The sequence below is a fragment of the Xanthomonas sp. F1 genome, from assembly GCF_014199855.1.
Window position 1 is genome coordinate 73,331 of record NZ_JACHOK010000014.1, and the last position, 14,863, is coordinate 88,193.

The 14,863-nt window shown below is 71.3% G+C and carries 12 protein-coding genes; 2 read left to right on the plus strand and 10 right to left on the minus strand.

Translation table 11 applies throughout. The annotated features are described in order from the left end of the window. Window positions 1-512 precede the first annotated feature (512 nt). From GGR71_RS20195 to GGR71_RS20215, 5 genes are all read right to left on the minus strand, one after another. The gene (locus GGR71_RS20195; protein ID WP_010343057.1) at window positions 513-1,571 is read right to left on the minus strand and encodes a LacI family DNA-binding transcriptional regulator; all 1,059 of its coding nucleotides are present in this window, start codon (window positions 1,569-1,571) and stop codon (window positions 513-515) included. Window positions 1,572-1,765: 194 nt separating this feature from the next. Next, window positions 1,766-3,049, minus strand: a complete 1,284-nt coding sequence (locus tag GGR71_RS20200; protein ID WP_048491908.1) for a TRAP transporter large permease — start codon at window positions 3,047-3,049, stop codon at window positions 1,766-1,768. Between the two features lie 2 nt (window positions 3,050-3,051). Next, window positions 3,052-3,570: a TRAP transporter small permease gene (locus tag GGR71_RS20205; protein WP_048491947.1), complete on the minus strand. Its 519-nt coding sequence runs from the start codon at window positions 3,568-3,570 to the stop codon at window positions 3,052-3,054. Between the two features lie 10 nt (window positions 3,571-3,580). Further along, window positions 3,581-4,576 (minus strand): TRAP transporter substrate-binding protein, encoded by a 996-nt coding sequence (locus tag GGR71_RS20210; RefSeq protein WP_160962065.1) that lies wholly within the window; start codon window positions 4,574-4,576, stop codon window positions 3,581-3,583. A 34-nt stretch (window positions 4,577-4,610) separates the two neighbouring features. Next, window positions 4,611-5,435, minus strand: coding sequence for a 2-keto-4-pentenoate hydratase (locus tag GGR71_RS20215; RefSeq protein WP_184452267.1), 825 nt, complete (start codon window positions 5,433-5,435; stop codon window positions 4,611-4,613). Between the two features lie 383 nt (window positions 5,436-5,818). On the opposite strand from GGR71_RS20215, the gene GGR71_RS20220 reads away from it, so the two are divergent. Together GGR71_RS20220 and GGR71_RS20225 are read left to right on the plus strand one after the other, a co-directional pair. Further along, window positions 5,819-6,832, plus strand: coding sequence for an alpha/beta hydrolase (locus tag GGR71_RS20220; protein ID WP_160962083.1), 1,014 nt, complete (start codon window positions 5,819-5,821; stop codon window positions 6,830-6,832). A 146-nt stretch (window positions 6,833-6,978) separates the two neighbouring features. After that, window positions 6,979-8,634 (plus strand): carboxylesterase family protein, encoded by a 1,656-nt coding sequence (locus GGR71_RS20225; protein ID WP_184452268.1) that lies wholly within the window; start codon window positions 6,979-6,981, stop codon window positions 8,632-8,634. 170 nt (window positions 8,635-8,804) lie between these two features. Here GGR71_RS20225 and GGR71_RS20230 read toward each other — a convergent pair whose 3' ends face one another. The 5 genes from GGR71_RS20230 to GGR71_RS20250 form a co-directional block, all read right to left on the minus strand. After that, complete coding sequence (locus tag GGR71_RS20230; protein ID WP_160962069.1) at window positions 8,805-9,977, minus strand: GGDEF domain-containing protein; 1,173 nt, start codon at window positions 9,975-9,977, stop codon at window positions 8,805-8,807. Window positions 9,978-10,179: 202 nt separating this feature from the next. Next, window positions 10,180-11,727: a PepSY-associated TM helix domain-containing protein gene (locus GGR71_RS20235; protein WP_160962071.1), complete on the minus strand. Its 1,548-nt coding sequence runs from the start codon at window positions 11,725-11,727 to the stop codon at window positions 10,180-10,182. After that, window positions 11,724-11,996, minus strand: coding sequence for a hypothetical protein (locus GGR71_RS20240; RefSeq protein WP_048492534.1), 273 nt, complete (start codon window positions 11,994-11,996; stop codon window positions 11,724-11,726). Before GGR71_RS20240 ends, GGR71_RS20235 begins: the two co-directional genes overlap by 4 nt. Beyond that, on the minus strand, window positions 11,986-12,276 hold the full coding sequence (locus GGR71_RS20245; protein WP_160962073.1) for a hypothetical protein: 291 nt from the start codon (window positions 12,274-12,276) through the stop codon (window positions 11,986-11,988). Before GGR71_RS20245 ends, GGR71_RS20240 begins: the two co-directional genes overlap by 11 nt. Continuing rightward, entirely contained in the window at window positions 12,276-14,531 is a 2,256-nt protein-coding gene (locus tag GGR71_RS20250) for a TonB-dependent receptor (RefSeq protein WP_343160841.1), read from the minus strand. Before GGR71_RS20250 ends, GGR71_RS20245 begins: the two co-directional genes overlap by 1 nt. Window positions 14,532-14,863 lie beyond the last annotated feature (332 nt).

Below are 14,863 nucleotides of genomic sequence, written 5' to 3' on the forward strand. Positions count from 1 at the left end.
GGCGGAGCGGTGTCCGCACGGTCGGCCGCAGTGTAGACCGTTTGCAGCGGGTGGGGAGGCGGGGGCGGGACACGTGCCCTGGCCAAAATGTGGGTGCGACGCATGGATGGCGTTGAAACGCCCACGCCCCGCGGTCAGCGGGCGCTTCACTGCTGCTTGGGAACGGCTCCCGGTCCCCTGGGGATCGTTCGCCACGGCAGTTTCGTTCGTGCGCGTCGCGGCTGAGCCGCTCCCACAGGGATGCGCTGGACCTCCCTGTGGGAAGGACTTCAGTCCCGACGACGGAGGGTGTCAGTCGGCGTTCGGCCTCGCTTGTCGCGGCTGCATGACCGTCGACTCCCACAGAGGTGCCTGCCACCCGTATTGCAGGTCGCTGAAGCCGCTCCCGCAGCGACGGCTCGCGAATCACGGATCATGCCCGTCTCCGCTAGCGCCTGGCAGGCCAACACCTCCGCTCGCCACCACGCGCTCCGGCGTCGCGCGCGCGCCGGTAGCCCGCCGCGCCGCCGCGCTCAGTCTTCCGGCGGCTGGCAGGAGTCGCGCACGATCAGGTGCGGTCGCACGCTGGCCACCGCCAGCGACGGCGTGCCCTCGGGCTGGATCAGCATGGCCGCGGCGGTGCGGCCGGTGTCGCGGGTATGCCGGCGCACCGAGGTCAGCGACGGCCACAGCCGCGAGGCCAGCGGGCTGTCGTCGTAGCCGATGATCGACAGCTGGCGCGGGATGTTGATGTTGGCGCGCAGCGCGACCTTGTACACGCCGGCGGCCATTTCGTCGTTGCCGGTGAAGATCGCGCTGGGCCGCTGCTTGCCCAGCAGCAGCTTTTCCGCCGCGGCCACGCCCGATTCGAAGGTGTAGCCGGCCTCGACGATGCGCGCCGGTGGCAATTCGATGCCGCGCCGGGTCAGCGCGTCGATGAAGCCGGCGGTGCGCTCGTGTGCGGAGCGGTAGGCGCTGGGACCGGTGATCAGGGCGATGTCGCGGTGGCCCAGCGACAGCAGGTAGTCGGCGGCCTCGGCGGCGCCGTCGCGGTCGTGGGTGACCACCATCTGCGAGGTGTCGTCCAGCGGCAGCGAGGCGATGCGGGTGTAGCGCACGCCGATGCCGGCGAGCATGTCCGCCAGCGCCTGGTCCTCGGAGGCGCGCGGCACCAGGATCACCCCGTGCAGCTTCTGCTGCTGCACGAAGCGGCGCACACCCTCGATGTAGCCGGGGCTGCGGCTGTCGCAGGGGTGCACCACCAGTTCGAAGCTGGAGCCGCGCAGCGCGTCCAGCGCGCCGTACTGCATGTCCACGATGTATTGCGCGGTGGGGTTGTCGTAGACCATGCCGATCAGGAACGAGCGCCGGAACGCCAGCCCGCGCGCCAGCGGGTCCGGCGCGTAGCCGACCTCGCGCATCAGCGCCTCGACCTTCTCGCGGGTGTCTTTGCGCACCAGCGGCGAGTTGTTGATGATCCGCGACACGGTCTTCTTCGACACCCCGGACAGGCGCGCGATGTCGTTGATCGTCGCGGCCTTGCCGTGGGCGGAAGCGGGAGCATCGGCGGGACGGGGCTTGTTCGGCGCCATGGACGGAAAACCGGACGAAAGAGAGGGGATTCTACTGGGTGTCATGCTCGCTCCAGCGCACGGTCATGGAAGCGGTGTGAGCGCACCATGCCGGGACCCGGGACCCGGGACCCGAGGGCCTGCGCCGGCAGCGGCGATCGGCGTGCACGGCCCGCGGTCACCCGCCTGGCGCGAACCGGCGCCGCCGGGCCGGCTCAGGCGCGCAGCGCGCGCGGCAGCCACAGCGACAGTTCCGGGAAGAACGCCACGATCAGCAGCACGCACAGCGCCGCCAGCCAGAACGGCCAGATGGTGCGCATGCTCTGGGCGACGGTGATCTGTCCGATCGAGGTGCCGATGAACAGGACCGAGCCCACCGGCGGGGTAATCAGGCCGATGCCGCCGGCCAGCACCATCACCAGGCCGAAGTGGATCGGGTCGATGCCGTAGGCCTTGGCCACCGGCAGGAAGATCGGCGTGCAGATCAGGATCTTCGGCGCCAGATCCATGAACATGCCCAGCAACAGCAGCATCACCACGATCATCAGCAGCACCGTGTGCTGGCTGTGGGCGATGGACTGCAGGAAGTGCACCGCCGCCGCCGGCACCTGCAGGTAGGCCAGCAACCAGCCGAACACCGCCGCGGTGGCGATCACGAACAGGATCACCCCGGTGGTGCGCGCGGCATGCGTCACCGCGGCGAAGAACTCGGCCCAGCGCAGCTGCCGGTACAGCAGCGCGGTGACCAGCAGCGCATACACCACCGCGATCGCCGCGCTCTCCACCGCGGTGAAGATGCCGGCGCGGATGCCGACGAAGATCAGCGCGACCAGGCCCAGGCCCGGCAGCGCGCCGACCAAGCGCAACGCCACCGCGCGCCAGCCCGGGAACGCCTCGGTGCCATAGCCGCGCGAGCGCGCCACCGCATAGCCGGTGATCATCATCGCCGCGGTCATCAGCAGCGCCGGCACGATGCCGGCGGCGAACAGGTCGGCGATCGACAGGCCGCCGCCGGCCGCGGCCGAGAACAGGATCAGGTTGTGCGAGGGCGGCACCAGCAGCGCCACCAGCGCCGCGGTCATGCTGACGTTGACCGCGTAGTCGCGGTCGTAGCCGCGGTTGATCATCTGCGGAATCATGGTGCCGCCGACCGCCGAGACGTCGGCGATGGCCGAGCCGGACACGCCGCCGAAGAACAGCGAGGACAGCACGCTGACCTGGCCCAGGCCGCCGCGCATGCGCCCGACCAGCGAGGACGCCAGCGCGATCAGGCGGTCGGAGATGCCGCCGCGCAGCATCAGTTCGCCGGCGAAGATGAACAACGGGATCGCGATCAGCGACGCCGAGCCGCTGCCTGCGGAGATCTGCTGCACCAGCACCACCGCCGGCAGGTCCAGATACAGCAGCGTGGCCAGTGCCGCCGCGCCCAGCGCATACGCCACCGGCACGCCGATCAACAGCAGCACCACGAACAATCCCAGCAGGATGGCGATGGCCATGCTCAGTTCCTCCCCATGGTGGTGCCCGGGCGCAGCACCCGCCAGGCCTGGTACAGCGCGAACACGCTCATCAGCGCGCCGCCGATCGACAGCGGCAGGTAGTTGATGCTCTGCGGCATCTGCGCGCCGGCCATCTTGATGTCCAGCCCGTCCAGCAGCAGCACCGCACCCCACCATGCGATCACCGCGCCGATGGCGGCCACCAGCAGCGGGCGCAGCAGGTCGATGACGCGGCGCAGATTGGCGTGCAGCGTCTCGGCCAGCAGGAAGAAGCCGAAGTGGCGGCGGGTGTGCACGCCGGCGGCCGCGCCCAGGCTCATCGCCGTGCTCAGCAGCAGCAGCGTCACCGGCTCGGTCCAGCTCGGCGAGTCGTTGAGCACGTAGCGGGTGAACACCTGCCAGCCCTGCACCACCACCAGCCCGAGCAGGGCGGCGGCAGCGGTGCCGATGGCGAGGTTGGCGATCCGGTCCAGCAGCCGCTGCAGCGGCGGCACCGGGAGGGCGGGGTCGTGGTCGGTCATCGGCATGGGCTCAGGCGAAATCGCGGATGCGGCGGTAGAGGGCTTCGATCTCCGGCTGCTGCCGGTATTCGGCCAGCAGCGGCGCGGCGGCCTTGCGGAAGGCGGGCATGTCCACCTCGTTGATGGCCACGCCGTAGTCGATCACCTGCTGCCGCGCCTGCGCCTCGGAGGCATCCCACAGCCGGCGCATCACCGTCACCGACTGCCGCGCGGTCTCCAGCACCAGCGCGCGCTCGTCCGGCCCCAGCGTCTCGAAGCTGCGCCTGGACATCACCAGCACGTCCGGCGCGTAGGAGTGATCGCTCTGCGACCAGTAGTGCGCGGCCTCGAAGTGGCGGCTGGACTGGAAGCTGCGCATGTTGTTCTCGGCGCCGTCGATCATGTGCGTCTCCATCGCCGAGAAGGTCTCGCCCAGCGACATCGGCGTCGGGTTGGCGCCGAGCATGCGCATCAGCTTGAGGAAGATGTCCGAGGACGCCACGCGCAGCTTGAGCCCGTGCAGATCCTTGGGCTGCCGCAGCGGATGCTTGGTGTTGTAGAAGCAGCGCGCGCCGGAGTCGTAGATCGCCAGCCCGACCAGGTCGCGCTGTTCGAAACTGCGCAGGATGCTGTCGCCGACGTGACCGTCGATCGCCCGGCGCAGGTGCGCCACCGAGTCGAACACGTACGGCAGGCACAGCGCCTGGGTCAGCGGGAAGGTGTTGTTGAGCGCGCCGGAGTACACGCGGGTGATGTCGATGGCGCCGAAGCGGGCCATGTCGATCGCCTCCGCCTCGCGGCCGAGCTGGCCGGAGTGGTACTGGCGCAGGCGCAGGCGGCCGCCGGTCTTCTGCTCCAGGGTCTGGCCGAACCAGCGCACCGCCTCCACGGTGGGATAGTCGGCCACGTGCACGTCGGTGGCGGTGAGCAGGCGGGTGTCGCCGCGCTGCGCCAGCGCGCCCAGCGGCACGCCGGCCGCCGCCGCGGCGGTGAGTCCCGCACCCAGGAATCGTCTACGAGTGATCATGCTGCGCCCTCCCGCGCGTCATCGCCGTCGCAGCCTAGGCCGCGACCGCCCTGCAGTGAAGTTCGCCGTAGCCGTCGAAGCGGATCGTCGCCTGCTGGCCGATGGCGATGTCGTGGATGCCGGTGGCGTTGCCGGTGGCGATCAGCTCGCCGCGGCGCAGCGGCCGCCCGCGCTTGGCCGACCGCGCCAGCGCGAACGCGAACGCCGCGCGCAGCCCGCCCGGCAGCAGCGTGGCGCCGCCGGTGCCCACGCATTGGCCCTCGATCCAGGTCTCGGCGCGCAGTGCGGTCTCGTCCAGCGTGGTCCAGCCCGGCACCTGCGGCCCCAGCAGCAGGCCGTTGTTGTTGCCGAAATCGGAGATCACCACGCGCGGCCCCAGCTGGTTGATCGTGGCCAGCGGACTGCTCGCCACCTCGACGCCGACGAACAGCGTCGCCGGCACCTGCGCGGCCTGCTCCGGGGTCCAGTGCAACTGGTCGGCCGGCACGTCCGCGTCCAGGCGCAGCACGTACTCGGCCTCGACCGCGCCGAAGCCGCCGTCGAACACCGGGATGTCCGTTGTTCCACCGGTAGCATTCCACAGCGCAGCGGCGAAGATCGGGCCCAGCAGGCGCTCGTCCCCGGAGTGGTCGCGGCGCTCGGGAGCGATGTAGCCGACCTTCCAGCCGACCACGCGGTCCGGCCATTGCGCGATCGCCAGGTCCTGCACGCGGTAGGCGGTCTCCAGATCGTCGGGGATGACGCCGGGGAAATCGGGCAGCGCCCGGCCCTGGCGGCGGGCCTGGACGAAGCGGGCCGCGATGTCGGCCAACGCGGGCGGTGGCGTCTGCGACGGGCCGGAAGGAAGGCTCAAGGGCATCTCCGCAAGGAATGTGGGGGGATCGGAATTGCTGCGCCGCGCATCGACAGCGCGCTGCGCCGTTGTATATGGTAAACCGGTGTCATTGGCAATGTGCGGTGCGGCAAAGAGCTGGGAATCGGGAATCGGGAATCGGGAATCGGGAATCGGCAACAGCAACAGCAACAGCAACAGCAACAGCAACAGCAACACAGCGTCATGCGTTGGCGCAGGCCATGCGCACACTGGGGCCATCCGCCCTCGTCGGCCACGCGCCGCGCGGGTTTCTTTCATCCACGACGGAGATCTCGACGATGTCGGCCCTGCTGCTCCCCATCCGTCTACGGCTCACCGAACCGCTGCCCCCACGCTACGGCAGGCGCCGGTGCCGCACTGGCATCTCGTTGCTGGCGGCGTTGGCCCTGTTGCTGGGCGCGCCCGGCGCGGCCGTGGCGGCCGAGCGGCCGGCCAGCGAGAGCGCTGCCGAACTGGCGGCGCGGCTGCCGCTGTGGCCCGGGCCGGCGCCGGGGTCGACCGCCGGCCCCGAACAGCCGCACCTGGTCGAGCGCAGCGACGACCCGGCGCTGCCCGACCGTGCGCTCAGCGGCCGCTACCAGCCCTACCTGGTGGTGTACCGGCCGAAGCACCCGAACGGCAGCGCGCTGCTGGTGGCGCCCGGCGGCGGTTACGCGCGCGTGGTGCTGGACAAGGAAGGCACGGCGCTGGTGCCGATCTTCGCCGAACAGGCCGGCATCACCCTGTTCGTCCTGCGCTACCGGTTGCCCGATGCGGCCACCGACGGCGCCGCCGCGCGCGACCAGCCGCTGGCCGATGCGCAGCGCGCGCTGCGCCTGATCCGCGCGCATGCCACCGACTACGGCGTGGATCCGCAGCGCATCGGCGCGATCGGCTTCTCCGCCGGCGGCCATGTCGCCGCCAGCCTCGGCACCCGCTATGACGATGCGGTGTATCCGGCGCGCGATGCGATCGACCGGGTCAGCGCGCGGCCGGACTTCCTGTTGTTGCTGTACCCGGTCATCGACATGGGCAGCGGCACCGCGGCGCACACCGGCTCGCGGCTGCGGCTGCTTGGCCGCCACCCGGACGCGGCGACCATGGCCGCCTACTCGCTGCAGAACCGGGTGCATGCCGGGATGCCGCCGACCTTCCTGGTGCACGCGCAGGACGACCCGGTGGTGCCGGAGGAGAACAGCCTGCTGTTCTACCAGGCGCTGCGCCAGGCCGGGGTGCCGGCCGAGCTGCACCTGTTCGCGCACGGCGGCCATGGCTTCGGCACCCGCGGCATCGCTGGCCTGCCGCTGGCGGCATGGCCGCAGCTGGCGCTGGGTTGGATGCGCAACGTGCAGGACGATCCGCGCGCCCGCGCGCCGATCGCGCCGCCGGCGGGCGCGCCGTGAGCCTCGCCGTGAGCGACCTCTCCGCCACGCGGCGGTGCCCGCCGCGCCTGTCCCAGGCACGCGGCCGGATCGCCGGCAGTCGCAAACGCGGCCCCGCCGCCACACCGTCCGCGTCCCCGATCGCCTAGCCAGGACACCGTCCACGCATGACCGCCCGCCCTCGCCTGCCCGCCCCGCTCCCCACCGCGTCCGACGCAGCCGCCCCCGACGACCATGGCCGCCGCCGCTTCCTGCGCGACGGCGCACTCGGCGCCCTGGCCTTGAGCGGCGCGCTGCCCGGTCTGGCGACCGCAGCGCTGCCGACGCCGGCGGCGCCGCTGGCACGCACCCGCAGCGGTCGCATCCGCGGCGTGCGCAATGAGGGCGTGTGCGTATTCAAGGGCATTCCCTACGGTGCCGACACCGCGCCGCGTCGCTTCCAGCCGGCGCTGCAGGAAAAGCCCTGGCCCGGCGTGCGCGACTGCAGCGCCTACGCCGCGTCGGCGCCGCAACGCGGGTCCGAGCCGGTCAGCGAGGACTGCCTGTTCCTCAACGTGTGGACCCCGGGCCTGCGCGACGGCGCGAAGCGTCCGATCCTGTTCTACATCCACGGCGGCGCCTACAACAACGGCTCCGGCAGCGACCCGCTGTACGACGGCGTGCGCCTGTGCCAGCGCGGCGATGTGGTGGTGGTCAGCGTCAATCACCGCCTCAACGCCTTCGGCTATCTGTACCTGGCGCCGTTCGGCGGCGACGCCTATGCCGCCTCGGGCAACGTCGGCCAGCTCGACCTGGTGCAGGCGCTGCAGTGGGTACGCGCGCATGCGGCCGAGTTCGGCGGCGATGCCGGCAACGTCACCGTGTTCGGCCAGTCCGGCGGCGGCGCCAAGATCGCCACGCTGATGGCGATGCCGGCCGCGCAGGGCCTGTTCCACCGCGCCTGGACCATGAGCGGGCAGCAGGTGACCGCCGCCGGGCCGCGTGCGGCCAGCCAGCGCGCGCAGTTGCTGCTGCAGGCCCTGCAGTTGGCGCCGTCGCAACTGGACGCGCTGCGCACGCTGCCGCTGCAGCGCGTGCTCGACGCCACCCGCATGCCCGACCCGTCGCGCGCCGAGACCACCGCGCTGTACCTGGGCCCGGTGCTGGATGCGCAAGTGCTGCACCGGCATCCGTTCTGGCCGGACGCGCCGCCGCAGTCGGCGCGCATCCCGATGGTGATCGGCAACACCCGCGACGAGACCCGCGCCTTCCTCGGCCACGATCCGGCCAACTTCGCGTTGAGCTGGGACGCCCTGCCGGACAAGCTGGCGCAGGAGCAGTACGTGGACCTGTCGCCGCAGGTGGTGATCGCCGAGTACCGGCGGCTGTATCCGCAGTACACGCCGAGCGAGGTGTTCTTCGCCGCCACCACCGCCGGCCGTTCCTGGCGCGGCGCGGTCGAGGAAGCCGAGGCGCGCGCGCGGCAGGGCGCACCAACCTGGGTCTACCAACTGGACTGGGGCTCGCCGCTGGACGGCGGCAAGTTCGGCGCCTTCCACACCCTGGACATCCCGCTGGTGTTCGACAATATCCGCCAGCCCGGATCGCGCACCGGCGACGGCGCCGACGCGCAGCGCATGGCCGATGCGATGAGCGCGGCGTTGCTGGCCTTCGCCCGCCATGGCGACCCCAACCACGCCGGCCTGCCGCGCTGGGAACCGTATTCGCTGGCCCAGCGCGAGACCCTGCTGTTCGACACCGACAGCCGCCTGGCGCACGACCCACGCGGCGGCGAACGCCGGCTCTACGCGCAGGTGCCGTTCGTGCAGCGCGGGACGTTCTGAGGCGGTGCGCGGCGTTCGCGGCCGTGGGCGAAGTACGCGTGCGCGCCCGTCGAAAGCAGAGGCGCGCTTCCCAGGCCGGTTGGTGTGCTGCGTCGGGACTGAAGTCCCTCCCACAATGGCTGCGGCGGTGTCGGCGTCAGTCGCGAGGGCTGGTGCGCCGGCTCACCGCGCTACCAGCCGGTGTCCTCGGCCAGCACCACGCGGTTGCCGACGGCGCGCGCGGAATCCAGCAGCGCCTCGGCGCGCTGCATCAGCGTGGCCGGCGTGTCGTCGGGCGCGGCCAGCAGCGCACCGACGCTGACCGTCAGCGGCTGCGCGTCCGCCGCGTCCTGCACGATCGCCATCACCTCGACCATGTCGCGCAGCGCCGGCGCCACCTGGCGCAGGTGTGCGCCGCTGGCGTCGTACAGCACCAGCGCGAAGCGGCCCGCGCCGATGCGCATGGCCACGTCCAGCGGCCGCAGCAGGCACTGCATGGCCTCGGCCACCTCCAATACCGCGCGGTCGGCAGCGACGCCGTGGCGGCCGGCGAACGTCGCGAAGCCGTCCAGTTCGACCAGGATCAGCGCCAGGCCGCGCTGCAGGCGCCCGCGCTCGGCCAGCGCCACCGCCAGGTGCTCGTCGAAGCGGCGGCGGTCGCCCAGGCCGGTGAGCGCGTCGCGCAAGGCCTCGTCGTCGCGCACCCGGCGCTGCAGGAAGCCTTCGCGGCGCGAGTGTTCGCGCAGGTAACCGCCGACCGCACCGACCGGTACCGCGGTCCACAGCAGCCACTGCAGGCGCAGGTAGGCATCGTGCGCCGCGCCGTCCAGCAGCAGGTGGCCGGACACGGCGCTGATCGCGCACAGCAGCAGCGCCACCGCCACGCTCTGCCACAGCGCCAGGCCCAGCGGAAAGAACCCGGCCACGATCACCAGGGTCATCACTGCGGCCGCATAACGCAACTCCTGCGGCGGGTAGCCGATGCTCGACAGCACCAGCCCGGTGCCGCCGACCAGCAACAGCAGCGCAGCGCGGCCGGGCCCATGCGTATCGGCACGGTGGATCGCGGCCGCCACCCACAGCAGCGCCAGCAGGGTCGCTGCGCGCACCGCCACCGCATAGCCGAGCAGGCCACCGCCGCGCCAGCCGAAATGCAGCGCGTCCCACCCCAGCAGCAGCAGCGCGATCAACACGCCCAGCGAGGCCGCCACGCGCTGCGCGAAGCCCAGCGTGGCGGCGGTGTAGTGGCGGTACGCCCGTTCCAGCGGAGGATCGAAACGCAGCGCGGCGAATCCCTTGCGCAACTGCGCCGCGTAGGCCTCGCCCGGCGGCGCGTCGTTTGGCTCCTGGTAACGCTCGTGCATGCAGTCCCCTGTCGACGGCAACGCGGCGCGAAGTGGGGAGCAGGTCACATCAGATCGTGCAACCCCACTCCATTTCGTGCGAACGCTGCGGTGCCCACGTCGAGACCATGAAAAAGCACCGGCGCGTGATTGTCCACTTTCGGGACGATCGGTTGCGTGACAGCAGCACCCTACTGCGCCGCATGGCGCGGCAGGCGGTGCGTCAACGCGGCTGCGGGAATGCCCACACGCTGTGCGGATCGCCGCCTTGCCCGCGCCGGTACGCCGCGCGCGCCATCTGCCAGTAGGCCCAGGCCAGCGCCAGCGCGCAGGCGTCGATCGCCAGCAGCGTGCCGCTGCTCCACGGCGCCACCCAGCCGGCGGCGTCGCGCAACCCGGCCAGCGGCACCAGCGTGGTGAGCGCCGCGCAGGCCAGCAGCAGTTCGTAGGCACCGCGCGCGGTCGGCCGCAGCAGTGCCCAGGCCACGCCGAGCGCGAACACCGCGTAGTAGGCGCCGCGCTCCATGCCGGGCGGCAGCAGGCGCGCGGCCACGAACAACGCCGACACCCCGGCCACGCAGCCCAGGCAGACGCCGGTGGTCAGCCGTGCCATGACGTGGGTGCGCAGCGGCTGCGCGTGCTGGCGGCGCTTGCGCCGCGCTTCCACCCACAGCAGGTTGCCGCTGTAGAACAGGAACGCACCACCCAGCCCGAGCAGGAAGTACAGCCACTGCAGCGGCCAGCGCCCGTAGTTGCCGAAGTGCAGGGTCTGCAGGCCGCGCAGCGCCGCCACGCCCGGCGACATGGTCTGCGGCGACAGCACCCGCAGCACCTTGCCGTCTGCCGCGCGCAGCGCCACCCCGGCGAGATTGTTGAGCCGACGCTGATCCTGGTGGCCATAGAGTTCCACCTGCGCGTTGGCGTCGCCGGCATCGTGGAAGGACAGGCTCTCCGGCACGAAGCCGGGATTGGCCGCGCGCGCCCGCGCCACCAGTTCGGCCACCGGCAGCATCGGCGCAGGCACGTGCGCAGGCTGCACGTGCGGGGCCAGTTCGAAGTCCGGCTGCAGCACCTGCATCAGCTTGCCGTCGAACACCAGAGCCTGGAACGGCGCCAGCAGCAGCACGCCCAGGGTCAGCACCGCGCCGGACCAGGCGAAGATCACGTGGAACGGCAGGGACAACATGCCGATGGCGTTGTGCGCGTCCTGCCACAGGCGCTTGACGTTGCGGCCGCGGCGCAGCGCGAACAGGTCCTTGAGCAACACCGGCGCGTACAACACCACGCCGCTGACCAGGGCCAGCCCGTACAGCAGGCAGACCACGCCGAACAGGTAGGTGCCGAAGGTGCGCGGCAGGCCGGCGGTGAAGTGCAGGTCGTACAGGAAGTCGACGAAGCCGCTGCGCTGCGGCAGTTGCAGCGGCTGCCCGTCGGCGCCCGGCTGGAACTGCACGATGCCACCGAAGGCCTGCTGCGCGGCCGGCCCGAACGCGTAGAACTGTGGCAGCGCGCGGCCCTCGCCGGGCAGCATCAGCGTGTAGGACTCGGCCAGCGCCGGATGCCGCGCCAGCACCGCATCGGCCAGCGCCTGCGCGGCCTGTTGCGGCGGCAGCGTCGGGGCCTGCGCCGCCGCTGGCCGTGGCCACTGCTCCAGGTCGTGGGTGAACACGTTGATCGCCCCGGCGTAGAAGGCGATGAACAAGGCCATGCCGGCGAGCAGGCCCATCCAGCTGTGCGCCGACAGGAACTGGCGCAGGGTCGCGGCCTTCATGCGCTCACCTGCACGAGGTGGGTGGCCTTGAGCAGGAACAGCGCCACGTAGCACAGCGCGGTCGCCGCGCCCAACCACAGCCACGCGCGCGCGCCACTGCGAAACACGAAGGCCAGCGACATCGCGCCGACCCACGCCGGGAACACCAGCAACAGCCACGGCAATGTGTGCACCTGCAGATCGCCCGGCCACAGCAGCACGCACAAGCCGATGACACCCACCGCCAGCGGCAGGCCCAGCACGATCGCCGCCAGCCACCTAGCCCACATCGGCATCGCCTCCCTGCAGTTGCCGCCACGCATCCAGGTATGGCAAGGCCACCGCCGTCAGCATCGTCGCGCTCAGCGCGGCGAAGACACCGGCCCACACGCCCAACGCGACGATCGCTGCAACCAACGCAGCCACGCAGAGCAGCGTGCCGGCCACGCGCAGCGCGCGCGCATGCCGGCGCCACGCCGGACGCAGCCGCTGGTGCGCGGTGGCCAGGTAGAACGCCAGCGCCGCCGACGCGGCGGCGAGCAGATAGGCAGCGGTGGCCAAGGCGGACATCACCAGCGCGCCTCGAAGCCGATGCCGACCACGCGTGGCGCGCCCAGCAGCGCGATCGGGTCGCTGGCCCAGCGGTACTGCACGTAGTGCCGGTCCAACAGGTTGTTGGCGAAGATCCACGCGCTCCAGTCCAAGGTTTCGTAACCGAGCTTGGCGTTGACCAGGGTACGCGAGGCCAGCTGCGCCGCGCCGGCGCCGACGTCGGTGTAGACGCGGTCGCGGAAGCTGGCGTTGAGATTGGCCAGCCAGCCGTCGGCGAAGCGCCAGTTGGCGCCCAGCGCGGCGGTCCAGCGCGGCGCGTAGGCGAACTCGCTGCCGGCATAGTCGGTGACGTCGGCGCCGACGATGGTGGCGAAGCTGTCGTAGCGGGTGCGCGAGAAACCCAGCGAGCCGTACCAGTCGAAGGCGTCATCGAGGCGATGGCTCAGCTCCAGCTCGCCGCCGTACAGGTGCGCGCGGCCGGCGTTGACGGTGTTGTAGTCGTAGCTGTTGAGGCCGAAGTAGGCGGTGGCCTGCTTGTCCTTCCAGTCGATGTAGTAGGCGTTGGCGTTGAGGGTCAGGCGCCGGTCCAGCCACTGCGAGCGCAGCGAGGCCTCGTAGTTCCAGGTGTATTCCGGGTCGTAGGCGAAGGCCTGGCTGCGCGCGACGTTGAAACTGGAGCCGCCGGAGCGGTAGCCGCGCTGCACCACCAGGCTCGCCGACAGGTCCGGGTTCCACTCGTAGCGCGCGCCCAGCTTGGGCAACAGCGCATCGAAGTCGCGCGTGTTCCATGCCACCTCGCCGCTGGCCGAACGCACGATGCCGGCCACGCCCTGATTGATCGCGGCGACCGCCCGGTACAGCGCGGTGCCGCTGGCGGCGAATGTGGCCGGATCCGGATACTGGCCGGCGAACGTCGCAGCGGTGTCCGAGGCCATGGCGTAGCGCTGGCGGTCGTAGCGCAGGCCGCCCAGCAGCGAGAAGCCGCCGGCGATGCGCCACTGCCCGTCGGCGAACAGCGCGCGGTTGCTCGAGCGGCTGGGATTGGCGGCACTGTAGTCCACCGGAATCACCGGCAGCACCTGCGCATAGCGCGCGGCGATGGCACTGGCGCTGGCGGCCGGGAAGCCGGCGCTGCCCAGCAGCCGCGCGATCGTCGCGGTCGGGGTGGCGACGTTGGTCAGCGAGCGCGCATCGTTGTCTTCCACGTGTCGCGCCCAGTACGCACCGACCAGGCCCTGCAGCGCCGTGCCTTCGTAGCGCAGGCGCAGTTCCTGCGAGGCGGTGGTGGTGGAGATCTGCCGCTGCGAATAGGCCGTGTTGGCCGGGCCGCGGTCCAGGTCCCAGGTACTGAACGAATCCACCTTGTTCCAGGCGCTGACCGAGGACAACGACCAGGCCTCGGCGAGTGCGTAATCGGCCTGCAGGGTGACGATATCGCTGTCGGTGCGGTTGCGGTCCGGGGTGTTGTTGGTGGTGTAACGGTGCTCGAAATAGTCGGGCAGGTCGGTGCGCACGTAGCTGTACATGTACGGCCCGGTGCGGTGCGCACGGGTGTAGCCGAACTGCACCTTGAGCCCGGGCAGCGCCGACGGCGTCCACAGCAGCTTGCCGCGGTAGATCGCCGAGACCAGCGCGTCGTCGGCGGCCTGGCGGGTGAGGTTCCAGTTGTAGCCTTCGAAACTGCGCTGCTCGACCGAGACCCGGAACGCCAGTTCGTCGGCGATGATGGGTCCGCCGACCGCGCCGGCCAGGCTGCGGTCGGACGGATCGGAGGCGAGCACGCGCAGCTTGCCCTGCCAGTCCATGGTCGGCTCGGCGGTGCGCAGGATCACCGCGCCGGCCAGCGCGTTCTCGCCCTGCAGGGTGGATTGCGGGCCGCGCAGGATCTCCACCTGCTGCAGGTCCCACAGGCTCAGCGGCGCCCAGCTGATCGCGGTCTGCGGCAGCGCCGCGCCATCCAGGTAGATGGTGGCCAGCGGCGCATCGCCGCCGCCGTCGATGTCGCGGATGCCGCGGATGCTGAAGCCGGCATCGCCGTAGGTCTGCGCCACGTTGGCAGTGCGGTTGAACACCTCGTAGACGCTCTGCAGGTTTTCCTGCTCGATGCGCGCCTCGGTGGTGACGGCGACCGAACTGGTCGTGTCCTGCACGCTGCGGCCGCTCTTTTCGCCGGTGACGACGATCTGGTCGAGGGTGGTGGGATCAGGGGGAGGCGCGGCGTCGCCGCTTGCCGCACGCGTTGGCGGCGCCAAGCCGATCAGTACGGACACCACAGACAAGGACAACACCGACCGCGCGATGCGCATGCACCATTCCCCCGATACTCACGGATGAAGGCATGGCGGCGGCTGTGCCCGGCTGCCGGACGTGGCAGCGCTGGGCGCGGACTTTAGCAGAGCGGGGGCTGGGTCGCCATGGGATTTGGGATGGGCGGCAGGTTTGCCGCGGGTCTTGGGGTTGGGTCTTGGGGTTGGGCCTCGGGGTCGCGGGGGGCGCGGGGCGCGAGCGGTCGTAGATACCGTCTTACCCCCTAGCAGGCAAGGGCCCTTTTCGGGTCGAACGCGGTGCCCGATTTGAGGACGCCGTAGGCGAGGTGCAGGAGCTT